Annotated in this window: 18 protein-coding genes; 9 read left to right on the plus strand and 9 right to left on the minus strand. The window is 61.4% G+C overall.

The features are described 5' to 3' along the window. Positions 1 to 9: 9 nt before the first annotated feature. Positions 10 to 1,098, minus strand: coding sequence for a hydroxymethylglutaryl-CoA synthase (locus BLV47_RS00200; protein ID WP_092308536.1), 1,089 nt, complete (start codon positions 1,096 to 1,098; stop codon positions 10 to 12). Positions 1,099 to 1,570: 472 nt separating this feature from the next. Here BLV47_RS00200 and BLV47_RS00205 point away from each other — a divergent pair, with 472 nt between their 5' ends. After that, positions 1,571 to 2,173 (plus strand): TetR/AcrR family transcriptional regulator, encoded by a 603-nt coding sequence (locus BLV47_RS00205; RefSeq protein ID WP_092308538.1) that lies wholly within the window; start codon positions 1,571 to 1,573, stop codon positions 2,171 to 2,173. 51 nt (positions 2,174 to 2,224) lie between these two features. Here BLV47_RS00205 and phlG read toward each other — a convergent pair whose 3' ends face one another. After that, complete coding sequence (gene phlG, locus BLV47_RS00210; protein ID WP_092308543.1) at positions 2,225 to 3,109, minus strand: 2,4-diacetylphloroglucinol hydrolase; 885 nt, start codon at positions 3,107 to 3,109, stop codon at positions 2,225 to 2,227. 142 nt (positions 3,110 to 3,251) lie between these two features. Here phlG and BLV47_RS00215 point away from each other — a divergent pair, with 142 nt between their 5' ends. After that, positions 3,252 to 3,926, plus strand: coding sequence for a TetR/AcrR family transcriptional regulator (locus BLV47_RS00215; protein WP_092308545.1), 675 nt, complete (start codon positions 3,252 to 3,254; stop codon positions 3,924 to 3,926). A 70-nt stretch (positions 3,927 to 3,996) separates the two neighbouring features. On the opposite strand, the gene BLV47_RS00220 is transcribed toward BLV47_RS00215, so the two are convergent. From BLV47_RS00220 to BLV47_RS00245, 6 genes are all read right to left on the minus strand, one after another. Continuing rightward, positions 3,997 to 4,314, minus strand: coding sequence for a DUF2388 domain-containing protein (locus tag BLV47_RS00220; protein WP_016966055.1), 318 nt, complete (start codon positions 4,312 to 4,314; stop codon positions 3,997 to 3,999). 71 nt (positions 4,315 to 4,385) lie between these two features. Then, positions 4,386 to 4,835 carry an NfeD family protein gene (locus BLV47_RS00225; RefSeq protein ID WP_092308547.1) on the minus strand — a complete coding sequence of 150 codons (450 nt, stop codon included), beginning with the start codon at positions 4,833 to 4,835 and terminating at the stop codon, positions 4,386 to 4,388. Between the two features lie 10 nt (positions 4,836 to 4,845). Then, positions 4,846 to 5,766 carry an SPFH domain-containing protein gene (locus tag BLV47_RS00230; RefSeq protein ID WP_092317004.1) on the minus strand — a complete coding sequence of 307 codons (921 nt, stop codon included), beginning with the start codon at positions 5,764 to 5,766 and terminating at the stop codon, positions 4,846 to 4,848. Between the two features lie 82 nt (positions 5,767 to 5,848). Then, positions 5,849 to 7,456, minus strand: a complete 1,608-nt coding sequence (locus tag BLV47_RS00235; RefSeq protein ID WP_092308549.1) for a methyl-accepting chemotaxis protein — start codon at positions 7,454 to 7,456, stop codon at positions 5,849 to 5,851. A gap of 77 nt (positions 7,457 to 7,533) precedes the next feature. Continuing rightward, positions 7,534 to 9,312 (minus strand): type IV pilus assembly ATPase TfpB, encoded by a 1,779-nt coding sequence (gene tfpB, locus BLV47_RS00240; RefSeq protein ID WP_092308551.1) that lies wholly within the window; start codon positions 9,310 to 9,312, stop codon positions 7,534 to 7,536. Between the two features lie 111 nt (positions 9,313 to 9,423). Continuing rightward, entirely contained in the window at positions 9,424 to 9,753 is a 330-nt protein-coding gene (locus BLV47_RS00245) for a hypothetical protein (protein WP_092308552.1), read from the minus strand. A 124-nt stretch (positions 9,754 to 9,877) separates the two neighbouring features. Here BLV47_RS00245 and BLV47_RS00250 point away from each other — a divergent pair, with 124 nt between their 5' ends. Further along, positions 9,878 to 10,348: an Lrp/AsnC family transcriptional regulator gene (locus BLV47_RS00250; RefSeq protein WP_092308553.1), complete on the plus strand. Its 471-nt coding sequence runs from the start codon at positions 9,878 to 9,880 to the stop codon at positions 10,346 to 10,348. A gap of 10 nt (positions 10,349 to 10,358) precedes the next feature. Here BLV47_RS00250 and BLV47_RS00255 read toward each other — a convergent pair whose 3' ends face one another. Next, positions 10,359 to 11,726 (minus strand): CYTH domain-containing protein, encoded by a 1,368-nt coding sequence (locus tag BLV47_RS00255; RefSeq protein ID WP_092308554.1) that lies wholly within the window; start codon positions 11,724 to 11,726, stop codon positions 10,359 to 10,361. A 159-nt stretch (positions 11,727 to 11,885) separates the two neighbouring features. Between BLV47_RS00255 and argE the strand changes: the two genes are divergently transcribed. The 6 genes from argE to BLV47_RS00285 all read left to right on the plus strand — a co-directional run bounded on the left by argE (position 11,886) and on the right by BLV47_RS00285 (position 19,251). After that, a complete protein-coding gene (argE, locus tag BLV47_RS00260) occupies positions 11,886 to 13,040 on the plus strand; it encodes an acetylornithine deacetylase (protein ID WP_092308555.1) in 1,155 nt (384 codons plus the stop codon). Positions 13,041 to 13,181: 141 nt separating this feature from the next. Next, positions 13,182 to 14,480, plus strand: a complete 1,299-nt coding sequence (gene argA / locus BLV47_RS00265; RefSeq protein ID WP_016967643.1) for an amino-acid N-acetyltransferase — start codon at positions 13,182 to 13,184, stop codon at positions 14,478 to 14,480. Positions 14,481 to 14,978: 498 nt separating this feature from the next. Next, positions 14,979 to 16,376 carry an OprD family porin gene (locus tag BLV47_RS00270; RefSeq protein WP_092308556.1) on the plus strand — a complete coding sequence of 466 codons (1,398 nt, stop codon included), beginning with the start codon at positions 14,979 to 14,981 and terminating at the stop codon, positions 16,374 to 16,376. 273 nt (positions 16,377 to 16,649) lie between these two features. Further along, positions 16,650 to 17,288: a peroxiredoxin gene (locus tag BLV47_RS00275; protein WP_016967641.1), complete on the plus strand. Its 639-nt coding sequence runs from the start codon at positions 16,650 to 16,652 to the stop codon at positions 17,286 to 17,288. 312 nt (positions 17,289 to 17,600) lie between these two features. Continuing rightward, positions 17,601 to 18,194: an NADPH-dependent FMN reductase gene (ssuE, locus tag BLV47_RS00280; RefSeq protein ID WP_092308557.1), complete on the plus strand. Its 594-nt coding sequence runs from the start codon at positions 17,601 to 17,603 to the stop codon at positions 18,192 to 18,194. Between the two features lie 91 nt (positions 18,195 to 18,285). Next, entirely contained in the window at positions 18,286 to 19,251 is a 966-nt protein-coding gene (locus tag BLV47_RS00285; protein ID WP_092308559.1) for a sulfonate ABC transporter substrate-binding protein, read from the plus strand. The last annotated feature ends 1 nt before the right edge of the window (position 19,252 follow it).

The following is a 19,252-nucleotide window of genomic DNA, read 5'->3' on the forward strand; positions in this document are numbered from 1 at the left end:
CAGGCGTAATCAGAGATAGGCGGTCAGGGCGTAGTCAGCCCGCAGGTACTTGAACTCGTACTTGATGGAGGTGCCGTAATCGACATAGGTCTTGGCTTCGAGCAGTTCGCGCAGGGGCTTGTTGTGCTTCTGGTACTGCTCGATGGCGTCGGTGACGGTCAGGGCGATGGCGTCACTGCCGGCCCCGAAACCATAGGACACCATGAGGATCTTCTGCCCCGGACGGGCCTGGTCCAGCACGTTGATCAGGCCGAGCAGCGGGCTGGCGGCACCGGTGTCGCCGACATCACCGGCGTAGATCCCCGGTTCGATCTGCTGGCTGTTGAAGCCCAGGTGCTTGCCCAGGGAATAGGGCGTAGACACCAGGTTCTGCTGGAATACCACGTAGTCATAGTCGGCCGGGCTGGTATGCAGCTTGGCCATCAGTCCCTCGGCGGCGCGACGGGTCTGGTCTTCCAGGCCGATGCTGTTCTTGTCCGAGCCCAGGCCCATCCCGGAGCGAATGTAGCGATCACCCTGGGGGCGGATGTTGTCGGCGATATCGGCGGCGCAAGAGAAGCTGGCGTCGAACTCGGCGATGACATTCTGAGTGCCGATCAGCAATGCCGCGGCGCCGGCCCCGGCATAGGACTCGGTCAGGTCGCCCGGCGCGGTGTTGCGGTTGATGGTGTCGGCGCCGATGGCCAGGGCGCTGCCGGTCATGCCGGATCCCACCAGGGCCTGGCAGATCTGCAGGGCGGAAGTCCCGGACTTGCCGGCGAACTGGACGTCGGCGCAATAGGCGTCGTAACCGCTGCCGAGCATTTCCAGGATGATCGAGGCCGAGGCTCGTGAATCGTAGGGGTTGGTGCAAGTACCCAGATAAAGGGCCTGGAGCTCATGGCCGGGGACTTTGTCCAGGGCCCGTTGCGCTGCCTGCACGCCGAGGGTGATGACATCTTCATCCGGCTGCAGCACCGCTCTTTCGCTGATACCGAGGCTTTCCTCCACCAGCTTGAGGTCGGTGTTTTTCCAGACGTTGATCACGTCCTGAACTTTGAGACGGCATACCGGAACAGCCGCGCCGTAGCTGACAATGCCTACTTTTTTCACGTTCATTTTCCTCTTGATTCCATTCATTTTGAGAAAACTGGGTCGTGCTTGCTCAGAAGCACTCTTGAAACATACGGAAAACAGTTTGTGCTGCCCGACTCTGGCCGACACCGCGTAAACCCTCAGGCCAGAGGGGTTTCAGAGCAGGTTCCAAAAAGGGGAAAACCCGCTCGAAAGCTGTTTTTCTTCACCTCGCTGTGCTATGATACGGAACGTTTCGTTTAATAATAATTTCAGACGATCCAGTCTCTTAAGAGGAAAGGGTTTAAGCCTAGAATTCGAGGAACCCAGAGTTACAAGGCTTGATCAGCTCAACCCTTACGAGAAATTTTAAGAACTAGATGGATCGGTGTAAGAAATTCATGATTCTTTCAAGAATGAAATGAAATGAAACGAAACGGACCGTTTCATTTCGATTCGAGGGAATCCTATACCCTGCGTTGCGATTGTCAAGCGCCCTGCCTGGAGATTTTTTATTGTGGCTCGTACCCCATCTCGCAGCTCCATCGGCTCTTTGCGAAGTCCGCATACCCACAAAGCCATCCTCAGTTCCACCATCGAGATCCTCAAGGAATGCGGTTATTCCGGGCTCAGCATTGAGTCGGTCGCGCGCCGGGCGGGCGCCAGCAAACCGACGATCTATCGGTGGTGGTCGAACAAAGCGGCGTTGATCGCGGAAGTCTATGAAAACGAGAGCGAACAGGTGAGAAAGTTTCCTGATCTCGGCTCATTCAAGGCGGATCTTGACTTTTTGCTGCGTAATCTCTGGAAAGTCTGGCGAGAAACCATTTGCGGAGAGGCGTTTCGCTGTGTGATTGCCGAAGCCCAGCTGGATCCAGCTACATTGACCCAGCTCAAGGATCAGTTCATGGAGCGCAGAAGGGAGATGCCGAAAAAGTTGGTGGAAAATGCCATCAGCAATGGTGAGTTGCCCAAGGACACCAATCGCGAATTGCTGCTCGATATGATTTTCGGTTTTTGCTGGTATCGGCTGCTGACCGAGCAGTTGAGCGCGGAACAGGATATTGAGGAATTCACTGATTTACTGATCAACGGTGTCTGTTCTGGCGCCCAACGTTGATCCTTTGACTGCATTGAGCCTGCACTGGATGCGGGCTCAATGACCGGAGTTTCAGGCCGAAGCGGTAGCGAACTCCCGATACAGGTCCGGCAGAAAGCTGGCCAGATGATTGAACTCGCACATGTCGTGAACGGCGAACTCATAGGCCAGGGTTTCCAGCTCGGCTTCGCCGAAACCGCTTTCCTTGAGCAGTGCCGATGCTTTTTCTGCCCCGGGAAAGCGGGTCATCGACGGGTGCGAACCGACCCAGTAGCGGCTGGTCAGGTACATGCCGCCCGGAACCTCCTTGAACAGATGCACCATCAGTGACACCGGCACCTGCGGATGCTCGGCCAGACTCATCAGGGCGCTGACGCTGCCATCGATTTTCGCTTCGCGATACAGGTCGGGGTCCAGGCCCAGGCTGGCCGGCTCCTTGAAATCGATATGCAGGTGCATCAGGCGGTCGCCAACATATTCCGAGGCACAGAAGGTATTGCCGTACAAACGCTCCTCGAAACTCAAGGACGCGTCACCCAGGCGCTGGTGGTTCACGCATGGATTACTGACATGGGCGTAGGGGAACCACAGGGTATAGCGCTCCGCTTCCGCCGGGTGCCACATGAACCACCACTTGAACATTTGTGCGCTGCAGCCGGGGAAGAACTTGCGGCTCTGCACATAGGCCATCGGGCCGGGCAGCAGGGCATAGCCGGACTCTTCGCTGACGAAGTCCGGGTCGAGCAGGCGATTGATGTCCTCCACACTCGGAGTCAGGGTGTCTTTGAGGTCCATGGGGCCTTGCTGGATCTTGCGCACGGCGGACAGCGGCACACGCATTTCCGAGCGGAAATATTTGCCATAGGGCTTGTTCCTGACCGCCGCCTGGTTGCGCAGGAACAGCTTCTGCATGGGCAGGGAGAAGTAGGTGAAGGGGGTCATGACGCGCGCTTCCATGCTGATATCCTTTGGCTTGACTAGACGAGTGGCCGGCCTCTTCCTGTACTCCCTCATGCGTGGTTGCACGAGAAACTGGCGCTTTGTAGCTAAGCAGCGCATAAATAAAAGTCAAATTTGAATTTAACTTAGTGAGAAAGCCATGGATCTTTCCGCTTCCCCGCAGACGCCTGCGGCCCGTGCACCGCGCCAGGATGGCCAGGCGACTCGCCAGCAGATTCTGGAAACGGCCGGCCAGCTGTTTGCCGAGCAGGGGTACGCCAACACCACCAGCAAGCAGATCTGCGAGAACTCCAAGGCCAACAATGCCTCGGTCAATTATCACTTCGAAAACAAGGACGGCCTGTATCGGGCGGTGTTGCGCGAAGCCCATGACCGCCTGCTGCGGATCGAGACGATGATCACCCTGAGCCAGAGCCAGGACCGCGCCGAGGACAAGCTGCGAGCCATCGTCACCGTGCTGATCGAGGGGCTGGCCAACCAGCGCGAGGGCTGGGCGCTGAAGGTGCTGACCCGCGAGCTGCTGTCGCCCTCGTCGGTGTTGCCGGAGGTGCTGGAGGAGCAAGCCTTTCCCAAGGCGCAGATCGTGCGCAACATTCTCGGCCAGATCATGCAACTGCCGCCGGACGACCCGGCCACGTTGCGCAGCGCGGTCAGCGTGTTTGCGCCATGCCTGTTTCTGCTGATTGCCCATGAGCCGCTGACGCGCCATGTGTTGCCTGGGTTGGCCCTCGATCCGCCGGCGTTGATCGAGCACATGATGAGTTACGCCCTGGCCGGCCTGGCTGCCGTGTCTCGGGCTTCGACTCCCGTATAGGCCATTGTCCGGGCAAAAAAACGCCGACCCAGAGGTCGGCGTTGTTGTTTGGCGATTCCAGGGCCGGTTCTTACTCCTGGGCGACGGCGTTCTTGGCCAGGATGGCGTTGGCCAGCTCCATGTCGGTGGCCTTGAGGCCAGGGTTGTCGGCGCGGACTTTCTGCATCGCGGCTTCCAGGTATGGGCCGCGGATGCTGCCTTCGCTGGCGACGAAGCTACCGGCGTCGTCCTGAGCGGCGACGATCAGTTTGTGGTCCTTGAAGGTCAGGTAAGTGGAGCCAGTGGTGGCACCGGAGGAAATGACGTTACGCCAGAAGGTGTCGGCCATCGCCGAACCAACGGGAAGGGAAAGCAGGGCAAGGGTGGCGACAGCTATTTTCAGACGCATGATGGGTGACTCCAACAGGGGGGGATCTGCACGGTTTGATTCTAGATACCCCAGCGGAGTTCCGTGACCTATCAGTCAAGGTTTTCGACCAGCAGGACGGCGCCCTCCTGACCTATCACCCGCACCCGAGACCCCACCGGCGCGTCGGCGCCCTTGGCGATCCACACCCCGTCGGCGACCTTGATCCGGCCGCGGCCATTGATGATTGCCTGATGCACGACGAAGGTCTTGCCGATCAGTTCCTGGCCCCGCAGGTTCAGGTTCGGCTGGTCGCTGGGGCGGGCCACGCTGCGCTGACGTCGCCACCAGTACAGGGCCGTCAGCACCGATAGCAGGCCGAACAGGAAAAGCTGCACCTCCCAGGACAGACCGGGAATCAGGAATGTCATGGCCCCGACGAAAGCGGCGGCCAGCCCTATCCACAGCAGGTAGCCGCCGGCACCGAACACCTCGAAGATCAGCAGCAGGGTGCCCAGGGCGAGCCAATCCCAGAACGACAGGGTTTGCAGGTATGCCAGCATGGTGCGTGCCTCAGCCTTTCTTGCCGTCGAACGTGGCCTTGACGATTTCGCCAATGCCGCCCACGGCGCCGATCACCTGGCTGGCCTCCAGCGGCATCAGGATCACCTTGCTGTTGTTGGCTGCCGCCAGCTTGCCCAGGGCATCGATGTATTTTTGCGCCACGAAGTAGTTGATCGCCTGAACGTTGCCGCTGGCGATTGCTTCGGACACCACCTGGGTCGCCCGGGCTTCAGCTTCGGCTTGACGCTCCCGGGCTTCGGATTCGAGAAACGCCGCCTGACGCTCGCCCTCGGCTTCCAGAATCTGCGCCTGTTTCTTGCCTTCGGCCGTGAGGATGGCCGCCGCCCGCAGACCCTCGGCCTCAAGGATCTGTGCGCGCTTGACCCGTTCGGCCTTCATCTGCCCGGACATGGCCGCCATCAGGTCGGCGGGTGGGCTGATGTCCTTGATTTCGATCCGGGTGATCTTGATGCCCCAGGGCGCGGTGGCTTCGTCGACGGTACGCAGGAGTTTCTCGTTGATAGCGTCACGCTGGCTGAGCATCGCATCCAGTTCCATGGACCCGAGCACGGTACGGATATTGGTTTGCAGCAAGTTGCGGATGGCGTGCTCGAGGTTGTTGACCTCGTAGGCGGCCTGGGCCGTGTTGACCACTTGAAAGAAGCACACGGCGTCGATTTTCACCGTGGCGTTGTCGGCGGTGATGACTTCCTGGGGAGGGATGTCCAGCACGCTTTCCATGACATTGATCTTGCGACCGATGCGGTCCATCACCGGAATGATGATGTTCAGCCCCGGCTTGAGGGTGTTGGTGTAGCGGCCGAAGCGCTCCACGGTCCATTGATAGCCTTGGGGCACGACCTTGAAGCCCATGAAGACCAGGGCCACCGCCAGGGCGACGAAAAGTAACAGTACGCTTCCGATCTGCATCACATTCACCTGCTCAGTCATTGCTCAAGGGGGACGGCGCGCACGAGTGTAGGGGGGCTGCCCGTCCTGGCGTCCGATCCGCTCAAAGCCGGAAGCGGGTGACCGACGTCTGCAACGTGGCCACGGAGTTTTCCATCTGCTCCACCGTGAGGGTCAGGTCCCGCATGGCCTGGCTGTTGCGCCGCGCTACCTGACTGATCATTTCCACCCGCTGGGCCACTTCGCTGCCGGCCTTGGACTGTTCGCCGATGGTGTGGGAAATCTCCTCCACCATCAGTGCCGAGCGCTGGGCGCCCTGGCGTATCTCATTGATCGAGGTCCCCGCTTGCTGGGCCATGTGGACCCCGTCGTTGACCCGGCTGACCCCGGTTTGCATGCTGCTCACCGCCTGTTCGGTGGTTTCGCGGATGCGCTGGATCATGTCGGTGATCTCCCGGGTCGATTGCGCGGTGCGCGCCGCGAGGTTGCGCACCTCGTCGGCGACCACGGCAAATCCGCGTCCGGCCTCGCCGGCCCGGGCCGCCTCGATGGCGGCATTCAGGGCCAGCAGGTTGGTCTGCTCGGCAATGCCGTTGATCACCTGGATGATCGAATGAATCTCTTCCGAGGACTGTCCCAGGGCGGTGATGCTCTGGGACGAGTTGTTCACCGCTTCGGCAATGTGGCTCATGCCGTCCACCACCCCGAGGATGACCTGGCCACCGCTGCCGGCCAGGGATTCGGACTGGGCGGCAATGCTCTGGGCATTGCGCGCGTGCTCGGCGACCTGGGCAATGTTGCTGATCATCTGTTCCATGGCCGCGGCCATGTTGGTGGCGCCGTCGGCCTGCTCGGTGGCGCCGTCGGCAATGCCCAGTGAGGTGTCGCTGAGACTGTGGGAGCGTCCTCGCAGCTCCTCGCTCTCGTGGCGGATGGTGGTGATCATCTGCCGCAGGTTGTCCTGCATTTCACCCAGGGCCTGCTGCAACTGCCCGGCTTCGTCCCGGCTGTCGATACTGATAACGGTGGTCAGGTTGCCCTGGGCGATGGCCCGGGCGGTGGCGACCGACTTTTCCAGGGGTTTGAGTACCCGGATGAGCAACTGGCGGGTCAGCAGGCACAGGGCCAGGGCGGCAATCAGGCTGCCGCCGATCAGCCACCCAGCCGCCTGGCGCACGGCACGTTCACTGTCTTGGCGAGTCTGTGCCGAAATCGCTTCGATCTTGCTGCTCAATGCCGTGTTGCGAGTTTCCACTTCACTGAAACGTTGGGAAAACTCTTGCATGTGCAGGCGTGCCGCCTGCGGGTCCTTGAGGGCCTGGTCGGCGATGCTCTCGGCGGCATGAATGTAGTTCTCCAGGACCGGTTGCAGCTCGCTGATGGCATCGCGGATATCCGCTGCCAGGGGCAGCTTGGCGTTTTCTGCCAGAGACTTGCGGAACCAGTCGCCGTGTTCACGCAGGCTGCTACGCACCTCCTCGCCGGCCGCACTGTCGCCGGGTTCGCTGCTCAGCGCCTCCAGCACATCGGCCCGCAGGGCGTCGTGCATCATGTCGGCCTCCAGGTGGTTGCGCAGGGCGCTGGCATTGAGTTCATTGTCATGCAGTGCGCCGGCCAGGCGCGATTGTCCCCACAGACCGAGACCCGCCACCAGGGCAATGGCCAGTAGGCTGAGAACCCCGGAGGCGATCATGTTTTGACGAATATTCATGCCTGGCTTCCTGCTCGTTTTGGCGGTAACTGAAGCGTAGTTCAGTGCTCGGGGTTCGCCGCCTGGCGAGTTGTCGGCTAGCTATCCCGGTTCTGCGGCGTGACCCGCAATACCTCCTCGAAACTGGTCAGGCCTTCGGCAAGCTTGCGGGCGGCGGCCTGGCGCAGGCTGTACATGCCGTCCTCGGCGGCCTGGCGGCGCAACTCGGCGAGGTCGAGGTCGCTTTGGATCAGGGCCCGGAGCGCGGCGCTCAAGGGCATGACTTCGTAGACCGCAGTGCGTCCGTGATAGCCGGTGCCCCGGCACTCGGCGCAGCCCACGGCCCGCATGCCATGGCGCGGTGGCGGGGATTGCCGGGGGTGGATCAGGTTCTGCCAGTCATCGCTGGCGAGTTCGGCGGGGGCCTTGCAGTGTCGGCACAGGGTGCGCACCAGGCGCTGGGCCATGACCCCGACCAGGGTGGCTCTGAGCAAATAGGGCGGCACGCCCAGTTCCAGCAGGCGGCTGATGGCGGCCGGGGCGTCGTTGGTGTGCAGGGTGGATAGCACCAGGTGCCCGGTGAGCGCGGCCTGGATGGCCATTTCCGCGGTTTCCAGATCGCGGATCTCGCCGATCATGATGATGTCCGGGTCCTGGCGCATCAGCGCCCGTACGCCGCTGGAAAAACCCAGGTCGATGTTGGGCTGGACCTGCATCTGGTTGAATGCCGGCTCGATCATCTCGATCGGGTCTTCGATGGTGCAGAGGTTGATTTCAGGCGTCGCGAGCTGCTTCAGGGTGGTGTAGAGGGTGCTGGTCTTGCCCGAACCGGTGGGACCGGTGACCAGGATGATGCCGTGGGCCTGGGAGGTCATGGCTTGCCAGCGGCTCAGGTCGTCGGTGCCAAAGCCCAGTTGGTTGAAGTCCTTGAGCAGCACCTGGGGATCGAAGATGCGCATGACCAGTTTTTCGCCGAAGGCCGTGGGCAGGGTCGACAGGCGCAGCTCGATTTCGCTGCCTTCGGGAGGGCGGGTCTTGATTCGGCCGTCCTGGGGCTTGCGCTTTTCTGCGACGTTCATGCGTCCCAGGCTCTTGAGGCGGCTGACCATGGCCAGGGTGACCTGGGGCGGAAACTGATAGACGTTGTGCAGCACACCGTCGATGCGAAAGCGCAGGGTGCCGTGTTCGCGGCGTGGTTCGATATGAATGTCGCTTGCCCGTTGCTGGAAGGCGTACTGGAACAGCCAGTCGACGATGTTGACGATATGGGCATCGTCGGCATCCGGTGCCTGGTCGTTGGCTCCCAGCTTGAGCAGTTGTTCGAAGCTGCCCGGGCCGCTGGTCTTCTGTTCGCTGCTGGCGCCGCTGACCGACTTGGCCAGGCGGTAGAACTCCAGGGTCAGGCGCTGGATATCCGCCGGGCTGGCCACGACCCGTTGGATCGGGCGCTTGAGCACATGGGCCAGATCGGCCTCCCAGCCCCTGACATAGGGTTGGGCGCTGGCCACGGTAACGCTGTGGGCATCCACCGCGACGGCGAGGATCTTGTGCCGCTGGGCGAAGGCGAAGGACATCAAGGGGGTGATGCCGGCCACGTCGATCTGTAACGGATCGATGCGCAGGTACGGCTGGCCGGCCTGCTGCGCCAGCCAGGCAGTGAGGCTGTCCAGATCCAGGTGTCGCCCAGGATGCTGTCGGTCAGGCAACTGCTGGCTGGCGATGAACTCAAGAGGATGCAGGCTCGGATCGGCCCCCTGGCGACGGTCGCTCATGGCCTGTTCGGCGGCGTCCTGGCTGATGCGCTCCTGGGCCAGCAGTTCACTGAGCAGCTCGCTGAGATCCAGCCAGCGGTCCGGGGACACCTGGGCGGCGTGCATGGGGACTCCTTGGGAGCGTGGTCCAGAGTCGTGTCTCTGGCCGCAAACAGCCAAGGATAGTCGCATCGGACGGCGCAGCCGCCGGCCAAGGGTTGCAGGGTTTTACCGGCCTCAGCCGGTGGCTTGCAGGGGCGAGGCCTCCAGCAATTGCAGCTCCACCGAGATGACACTGATCAGGTTGCGCAGCTTGTCGCCGATCACTCGGGCCCGGTGCCAGCTCAGGCCCGCGAGTTCCACCTCGATATGCAGCGTGTCGTCCTGCTGGATGACCGCGACCCGCTGCGGCACCAGGAGCTGCAGGGCGAAATGATTGAGTACCCGGCACAACACATCGGCCTCGACATCGGCGAGCAGTTGGTAGTGCACGTGGCACTGGGCATTGTCGTGGTTCCAGACATCGGCGCGGGTCGCAGGGCTCGGGACGGGGCTGTGAAAGGGCATGGCGATCTCCAGGTCAGTGGAGAAATTTTTACATTCGGTTTCGGGTTTTTCTTATCTAAGATGGAGTGAATTTGCCTGTTGGCAAATTGCATGATTCGTATTTTGACGATTTCGGGGGTTAGTTATGCAAAGCGAGCTGGATGCCTACGATCGCCGGATCCTTGCGTTGCTGCAAGACGACGCGTCGCTTTCCAGTGCCCAGATTGCCGAACGGGTGGGGTTGTCCCAGTCGCCTTGCTGGCGGCGGATTCAGCGCATGAAGGATGAAGGGGTGATTCGCGGCCAGGTGACCTTGCTCGACCGCAAGAAGATTGGCCTGAACACGCAGATCTTTGCCGAGATCAAGCTCAACGCCCATGGCCGCTCCAACTTCACCGAGTTCACCGAAGCCATTCGCGGTTTTCCCGAGGTGCTGGAGTGTTATGTGCTGATGGGCGCGGTGGACTTCCTGTTGCGCATCGTGACGGCGGATATCGAGGCCTACGAGCGGTTCTTCTTCGAGAAGCTGTCCATGGTGCCTGGCATTCAGGAGGTGAACTCGATCGTCGCCCTGTCGGAGATCAAGTCCACCACCAGCCTGCCGGTATTGCGCTGAGGGCGATTGATTACAGGCGCAGCAGGGTCTTCCAGGCGCGGTTCTGGAACACCGCGATGGCTTGCTGCTTGCGAGCATCTAGGGCTTCGTCGGTGATTGGTTCGTTGGCCAGTTGGGCCAGTTTGTTCAGTTCACCGTAGAGGCGATCGAGCTCCGGGATCTCCAGGGCGGCGCGGGCGTGGTGCAACCAGGCCTGGATGCGCTCGATCCGCGGCAGTTGCTCGGCCAGGTCTTCAGGCTGCTGCTGGTAGCGCGGCAGTTGCAGGGAGGTGGCCTCTTCGGCCAGCAGGCGTGGCAGCCAGCTGCCCAGTTGCGCCGCGCCCTGGCGGTTGCCACGGGTGTTGCGTTCGGCGGTCCAGGAGCGGGCCAGCAGCCAGCGCGAAGTATTCAGGGAGAACAGGCCCCAGCGCACGTCCTGCAGCTCTTCGATGAATTGCTCCGGTGCGGCCTTGCGCACGTCTTCATCGTCGAGGCCGGCCTGCACCAGCGGGCGCCAGTCTTCCAGCAGGGCATCCAGGGCACTGCGCAGTTCGGCGGTGGACTGGCGCGGCGCGGCCTGGCCCAGGCTGCTGGCCAGGGCCCGCAGTTCGGCGAGGTTGTCTACCCAATCCTGCAGCAGGCGCCAGTGGCCGTTGAAGCGATACTGTTCGGCCAGGCGCTGGCTGCTGCCCAGCAGATGCCAGGCCAGGGCGGCGAAGGCGTCGTCCAGCGGGGTTTCGGCACTCAGCTGTGGCGCCGGCAGGCTCAGGGAGTAGCTGCCGGCATCGAACAGGCGATAGCCGCGCTCGGCCTTGCTGATATCGCAGGGCATCAACGGCAGGGTGAGGGCCAGTTCCGCAGCCAGTTCCAGCAACGCGGCCGGTTCACCTTCGCGCAGTTCCAGTTCCAGCTCGCAGATTTCTTCCTTGTGCTTGCCGGCAATCACCTGGCCCAGGTCCAGAGCGGCTTCGATCACCACCTTGGCCTTGCCCCGGCCCCAGGCGATTTCTGCGCGCTCGCGGACAAAGTCGGTGGTGAACAGTGGCTTGAGGGTCTTTTTGTCCAGATCGGCGAGGGCTTCGGGCCAGCATTCGCCGTCGAGCTTCTTCAGGTCGAGCTTGGCCTTGGCCAGTTGCCAGTCGTATTCGTTGCGCTCGGAAAGGCCGGCGACGCTCTGACCGCTGGTCTTGAGGGTCTGGATCACCGCATCACCGTCGCGGCGCAGGCGCAGGGCGACTTTGGCCCGGGCCAGATCGCGTTCTGGGGTGTCGAAGTACTGGTTCATCAGCTCACGGCGTTCCCAGCCACTTTTGTTGCGTTTTTTCAGGAGCGGGTGCTCGCGCAGGGCGGCGAGGGTTTCGCGGCTGACGCGGAGTTTGATTTCGGTTTCTTTCTGCATGGCCGGAAAATCCAGGATCGGGAGTGCAGCCGGAGGAAGAGTTGGCTGCCAAGGCCGTGCAGTGTACAGGACCGGGCGCGTGGAGGCGCCACGACGGTTCCTTCCTCTCGCCTGATGCCTCTATGATGCTGCTCATCTTGGGATTTCCGGAGCCAGCTCATGCCATTGCCGTCCTTGAAGGAGCAGTTCGCCGCACTGATCGCCGCGCCGTCGGTGAGCTGCACCCAGCCTGCGCTGGACCAGTCCAACCGTGAGGTGATCGACTTGCTGGCCGGTTGGCTCGGCGACCTGGGGTTCAACTGCGATATCCAGCCGGTCAGCCCCGGCAAGTTCAACCTGCTGGCCAGCTACGGCAGTGGTCCTGGTGGACTGGTGCTGGCCGGGCACAGTGACACCGTGCCGTTCGACTCCGCGTTGTGGCAGAGCGATCCGCTGAAGCTGACCGAGGTCGACGGCCGCTGGGTCGGTCTGGGCAGTTGCGACATGAAGGGTTTTTTCGCCCTGATCATCGAAGCGGTGCGGCCGTTGCTGGAGCAGCCGTTCAAGCAGCCGCTGCTGATCCTGGCCACTTGCGACGAAGAGAGCTCCATGGCCGGGGCGCGGGCCCTGGCGGAAGCCGGGCGCCCTCTGGGGCGCGCGGCGGTGATCGGCGAACCCACCGGACTCAAGCCGATCCGCCTGCACAAGGGGGTGATGATGGAGCGCATCGACATCCTCGGGCGCAGCGGCCACTCCTCTGACCCGAGCCTGGGCCGCAGTGCTCTGGAAGCGATGCACGACGCCATCGGCGAGCTGCGCGGGCTCCGGCTGCTGTGGCAACGCGAGTATCGCAATCCGCAGTTCAGCGTGCCGCAGCCGACCCTGAACTTCGGCTGCATCCATGGCGGCGACAACCCCAATCGCATCTGTGGCCAGTGTTCCCTGGAGTTCGACCTGCGGCCCTTGCCGGGCATGGACCCGCAGATGTTGCGCGAGGCCATTCGTCAGAAGCTGGCGCCGATCGCCCAGCGCCATGAAGTGCAGATCGACTATGCCCCGCTGTTTCCTGCCGTGCCGCCGTTCGAGCAGCCCGAGGACGCCGAGTTGGTGCGGGTGGCTGAGCGGTTGACCGGGCATCGCGCCGAAGCAGTAGCGTTTGGCACCGAAGCGCCTTATCTTCAGCGCCTTGGCTGCGAGACCCTGGTGCTCGGTCCGGGTGATATCGCCTGTGCCCACCAGCCGGGGGAATACCTCGAAATGTCACGCTTGCAGCCTACCGTGCATCTATTGCGAGAGCTGATCGAGCATTACTGCCTGACACCGGCCCAATTGTAAGTAAATTGCCGGTATTCCTGTCCGTACCCATTGAGGAGAGTAAGCGTGTTGCCAAGCCTGTTCCGACGATAACCATCAGCCCGCTGTGCGTTTTCCGTTTCGTCCTTTTATAGGCTGCTATTTATTTACAGGCTCAGGTTCATGCCCGAATACGTCAATTGGCTTCGCCATGCGTCTCCCTACATCAATGCTCACCGGGATTGCACCTTTGTGGTCATGCTCCCCGGCGACGGTGTTGAACACCCCAACTTCGGCAATATCGTTCACGACCTGGTGCTGCTGCACAGCCTGGGGGTGCGTCTGGTACTGGTGCACGGTTCCCGCCCGCAGATCGAAGCGCGCCTGGCGGCTCGTGGCCTGACCCCGCATTACCATCACGGCCTGCGCATCACTGATGCGGCGACCCTGGAGTGCGTGATCGACGCCGTCGGCCAGTTGCGCATTGCCATCGAGGCGCGGCTGTCCATGGACATGGCTTCGTCGCCGATGCAGGGCTCGCGGTTGCGGGTGGCCAGCGGCAACCTGGTGACGGCGCGGCCGATCGGCGTGCTGGAAGGCGTCGACTTCCACCACACCGGCGAAGTGCGTCGGGTCGATCGCAAGGGCATCAACCGCCTGCTGGATGAGCGCTCCATCGTGCTGCTGTCGCCCCTGGGTTATTCGCCCACCGGTGAAACCTTCAACCTGGCCTGCGAGGACGTGGCGACCCGTGCCGCCATCGACCTGGGGGCCGACAAGCTGCTGCTGTTCGGTGCCGACCCTGGGCTGCTGGATGAAAACGGCAAGCTGGTGCGTGAGCTGCGTCCGCAACAGGTGCCGGCCCATCTTCAGCGCCTGGGCAGCAACTACCAGGCCGAGCTGCTGGATGCCGCCGCCGAGGCTTGCCGTGGCGGGGTGGGGCGCAGCCATATCGTCAGCTATGCCGAAGATGGGGCGCTGTTGACCGAGCTTTTCACCCGTGATGGCGGCGGCACCCTGGTGGCCCAGGAGCAGTTCGAGCGGGTGCGCGAGGCGGCGATCGAAGACGTCGGCGGATTGCTGGATCTGATCAGTCCGCTGGAGGAGCAGGGCATCCTGGTGCGGCGTTCCCGCGAGGTGCTGGAGCGCGAGATCGAACAGTTCAGCGTGGTCGAGCGCGAGGGCATGATCATTGCCTGCGCGGCCTTGTACCAGATTGCCGATTCCGATGCCGGTGAACTGGCCTGTCTGGCGGTGAACCCGGAATATCGCCATGGCAAACGTGGCGATGAACTGTTGGAAAGGATCGAAGCCCGGGCCCGGGCCCAGGGCCTGAAAACCTTGTTCGTGCTCACCACCCGCACCGCGCACTGGTTCCGTGAGCGAGGTTTTGTGCCCAGCAGCGTCGAGCGCCTGCCTTCGGCCAGGGCTTCGCTGTACAACTATCAGCGCAACTCGAAGATCTTCGAGAAGGCTCTCTGAGTCCTCCGCTCGTCCCGCAATCGGCAACGCCTCGGTCCCTGGATCGAGGCGTTGTGCTTTAGGGACATGTCAGAAAAATTTCATTTCGATACAAAAACTGTAACAAATTGACGGGAGGATAGGCTCTTAGCCATGATTGCGTCGCTTTTTTGATCCTGTTCGACGTTTTTCGTCTAAAACGCTCCGGATCATGGGCAGCAAGATCGGAAAATTCTTTTTAGCAATGAGCTTGCAAGTGTCTACGCTGGGTAGTTCGGCGTGTTGATGGTCAGCTTTATTCCTGAAAGGCATGAAAAAGAATTAAACAATTCTTTTTGGGTTTATGAGTAATTCATTACCCTGCAGGGACCAAATTACGGCGATTAGACCATGGTCGTAGACACAGATCGTTACGATTGACTTATCAGTCACGGTCTGGCGCTAATCGCGCATCTGTGGCACCCGGGCGTTCGATCCGGGGCCAGGAACCACAAGAATTAGAAACGAGAGGAGCGAAACATGAACAAGTCCACCTTGGCCCTGGCTGTGGCCGTAGGGGTTTTGGCGCAGCAGGCAGGCGCCGCCGGTTTCATCGAAGACAGCAAGGCCACCTTGGGGCTGCGTAACTTCTATATCAATACCGATAACCGTGATGGTGATACCAAAGCCGCCAAAGCCCAGAACAAGCAGGAAGAATGGGGCCAAGGCTTCATCTTCAACTTCACCTCTGGCTACACCGAAGGCACCGTAGGTTTCGGTCTGGACGCTATCGGCTTGCTGGGCGTGCGCCTGGATTCCGGTGGCGGCACCAACGGCGCAACCACCACATCTGCTGGCGGCACCATTTTCCCGACTCACTCCTCCAGCGGCAAAAACGCTCAAGCGGTGAACGACTACTCCAGCCTGGGCCTGACCGGCAAGGTCAAGGTTTCCCAGACCGAGCTGAAGATCGGCACCCTGCAACCGAACAACCCGGTGATCAAGTACAACGACGGTCGTCTGTTGCCACAAACCTTCCAGGGCGGCCAGATCACTTCGAACGAGATCAAGGACCTGACCCTGACCGCAGGTCAGATCGAGCACGCCAAAGGGCGTAACTCGAGCAACAACGAAGGCCTGTCCATCGCCGGTGCCAACGCCAGCTCCAACTACGATGCCGGCAAGTTCAGCAACAAGTTCTACTACGCTGGTGCGGACTACAAGATCACCAAGGATCTGACCGCTTCGTACTACTACGGTGAGCTGAAAGACTTCTACTCGCAGAACTTCCTGGGCCTGGTACACAACTGGTCCATCGGTCCTGGCGTGCTGAAAAGCGACCTGCGCTACTACCGCAGCCGCGACAACGGCTCCAACGGCGACACTGCTGCCTACTACACCACTGGCTACTACCCGGACAAAGGCCTGTCGGCAATCACCAAGGGCAAGGTTGACAACAACCTGTACAGCTACCTGGCCCTGTACTCGGTTGAAGGTCACACCTTCGGTGGCGGCTACCAGTACAGCAACGGTGACAGCGACTTCCCTTGGCTGAACCAGGGTGACGGTTCGTCCAACAGCACCATCACCGACATGCAGATCCAGAAGTTCGCCCGTGCCGGCGAGCGTACCTGGCAGGCTCGCTACGCCTATGACTTCGCCAAGGTTGGCGTGCCTGGCCTGACCGCCGGCATCATCTACCTGCGCGGCAACAACATCGACACCGCCGGTAAAGTCGGTGCTGCTCAGAAGCTCACTCTGGGCACTGGCGGCACCGAGTGGGAACGCGACCTGACCCTGTCCTACGTGGTTCCGCAAGGTCCGCTGAAGAACCTGGGTCTGACCTGGAAAAACGCCATGTGGCGTAACGACATTCCGGGCCAGCGCGACCAGGACGAAAACCGTCTGATCGTCAGCTACTCGATCCCGTTGAAGTAATTCGCGGTTCAAGCCTCGCCCGGCGCAATGCCGGGCGAGGTACTGCTTCAAGTCAGGCCCACCCCCGTGAGCCCTTCCTGAATTCCCCTCTTTGTACAGCGACTCAAGGCCTTCTCGAACCTTGTTGAGAAGGGTGGTCTTCGCCTGCGCGTGAGTCCAGTGAAGAGATTTTTAATATTCCTTTCGGGTCTTAATAAATCGATATTTATTCTTTTTAAATAAGCTCCAGCGCAGGCAGAGTAGCTTCATCACGCACTCACAGGAGCAGCACCCATGAGCCTCAGACTGGGCGACATCGCCCCCGACTTCGAACAGGATTCCAGTGCCGGCAAGATTCGTTTCCACGAGTGGCTGGGCGACAGCTGGGGCGTGCTGTTTTCCCATCCGGCGGACTTCACTCCTGTGTGCACCACCGAGCTGGGCTTCACTGCCAAGCTCAAGGACGAATTCGCCCAGCGCGGGGTGAAAGCCATTGCCCTGTCGGTGGACCCGGTGGACTCCCATCACAAGTGGATCGAGGACATCAACGAAACCCAGAACACCCGGGTCAACTTCCCGATCCTGGCGGACGCCGATCGCAAGGTGTCGGACCTCTACGACCTGATCCACCCCAATGCCAGCGACACCTTGACCGTGCGTTCGCTATTCATCATCGACCCGAACAAGAAGATCCGCCTGACCATCACCTATCCAGCCAGCACCGGGCGCAACTTCCATGAAATTCTCCGGGTGATCGATTCGCTGCAACTCACCGACAACTACAAGGTGGCCACGCCGGCCAACTGGCAGGACGGTGACGAAGTGGTGATCGTGCCTTCGCTCAAGGACGAGGACGAGATCAAGCGCCGCTTTCCCAAAGGCTATCGCGCAGTGAAGCCCTACCTGCGCCTGACTCCACAACCCAACCGCTGACCCACTCACCGCTGCAGGAGCCGGCTTGCCGGCGAAGGCGGTCGTGAGGTCGATGCAAGGTTTTGCGGGCTTGTTCGCGGGCAAGCCCGCTCCTACGGAGAGCTCAGGGGTAACAGAACCACAAAGCAGGGGTTTTAAGGCCGTTTCGACGGCCTATTTTTTTGCCTGGAAATCACCGTTTCTTATATTCATTAAAGGAATAAACAAATGAAAAAATAAGATTTATGGATATATAAATAGGCTGTTAAGGTCTGTGCAGTCCGGCGAGATCGCATCCCGCGAATCGCTCATCTTGTTCAAGGAATCCCGTGAATGCTGGTGGTCTCTCTCGGTGGCAGTCCCAGCCAACGCTCCCGTTCCGGGGTGTTGCTGGAGTTGGCCAAGCGCTGGTTACAGCAGCACGGCGTGGAAGTGGTCAGTTACCAGGTGCGGGACTTCCCGGCCGAGGATCTGCTCCACGCTCGCTTCGACAGCCCCAAGGTCATCGACTTGCTGCAACAGATCGACCAGGCCGATGGCCTGCTGATCGCCACGCCGGTGTACAAGGCGTCGTTTTCCGGGGCATTGAAAACCCTGCTCGACCTGCTGCCGGAGCGTGCCCTGAGCCACAAGGTGGTATTGCCCATGGCCACCGGCGGCAGCATCGCCCATATGCTGGCGGTGGACTACGCCCTCAAGCCCGTGCTCTCGGCGCTCAAGGCCCAGGAAATGCTCCAGGGCATCTTTGCCGAGGACAGCCAGATCGCCTATGGCGAAGGCAGTGTCCAGCCGCAGCTGGCCGAGGCCCTGGAACTGCGCCTGCGCGAGGCGTTGGAGCAGTTCCATAGCGCCATGGCGCGCCGCCCCAAGCCGCTGGACCCGCATCTGTTGAATGAACGTCTGTTGAGTGCTCGCTGGAGCATTTGAGCCACACCCCTGATTTGAAGTACTGACCTTACTCGCCCGCCAACGGGCAAGCAGGTGCAGCCACAACCCCCACAGCAAAAAGGAGAGCGCCATGCGCCCTGTTATTTTGCGTCGCGGTCTGGTCGCTCTGTTTGCTGCGGCTGTGTCCTTCGGCGCCATCGTTCAAGCTCAAGCCGAAACCCTGCGTATCGGTTATCAGAAGTACGGCACCCTGGTGCTGCTCAAGGCCAAGGGCACCCTGGAAAAGCGCCTGGCGCAGCAAGGCGTGGACGTGAAGTGGACCGAGTTTCCCGGTGGTCCGCAGTTGCTGGAAGGGCTGAACGTCGGTTCCATCGACTTCGGCGTGACCGGCGAAACCCCGCCGGTGTTCGCCCAGGCCGCCGGTGCCGATCTGCTCTACGTGGCCTACGAACCTCCGGCGCCCCATAGCGAGGCGATCCTGGTGCCCAAGGACTCGCCGATCAAGTCGGTGCAGGACCTCAAGGGCAAGAAAGTGGTGCTGAACAAGGGCTCCAACGTTCATTACCTGCTGGTCCGTGCCCTGGAAGACGCCGGCCTCAAGTACAGCGACATCCAGACCGTGTTCCTGCCCCCGGCCGATGCCCGCGCTGCGTTCGAGCGCGGCAGCGTCGACGCCTGGGTCATCTGGGACCCCTACCAGGCGGCGGCTGAGCAGCAACTGCAGGCGCGCACCCTGCGCGACGGCAGCGGCATCGTCGACAACCACCAGTTCTACCTGGCGACCAAACCCTACGCACAGCAGCACCCAGAAGTGATCAAGGCCCTGGTGGAAGAGGTACGGGCGGTGGGCGAGTGGTCCAAGGCCAACCCGCAGGAGGTCACCGAGCAGGTGGCGCCGCTGCTCGGCCTGTCCACTGACATCACCCTGACCTCGGTGAAGCGCCAGGGCTACGGCGCGGGCTTCCTGACTCCGGAGGTGATCGCCGCGCAGCAGAAAATCGCCGACAGCTTCTATCAGCTCAAGCTGATTCCCAAGCCGCTGAGCATCAAAGACGTGATCTGGACGCCCACCGCCGCCGTGGCCAAAGCGCCGTAAA

Source organism: Pseudomonas saponiphila (genome assembly GCF_900105185.1).
In the GTDB taxonomy this organism is placed as follows: domain Bacteria; phylum Pseudomonadota; class Gammaproteobacteria; order Pseudomonadales; family Pseudomonadaceae; genus Aquipseudomonas; species Aquipseudomonas saponiphila.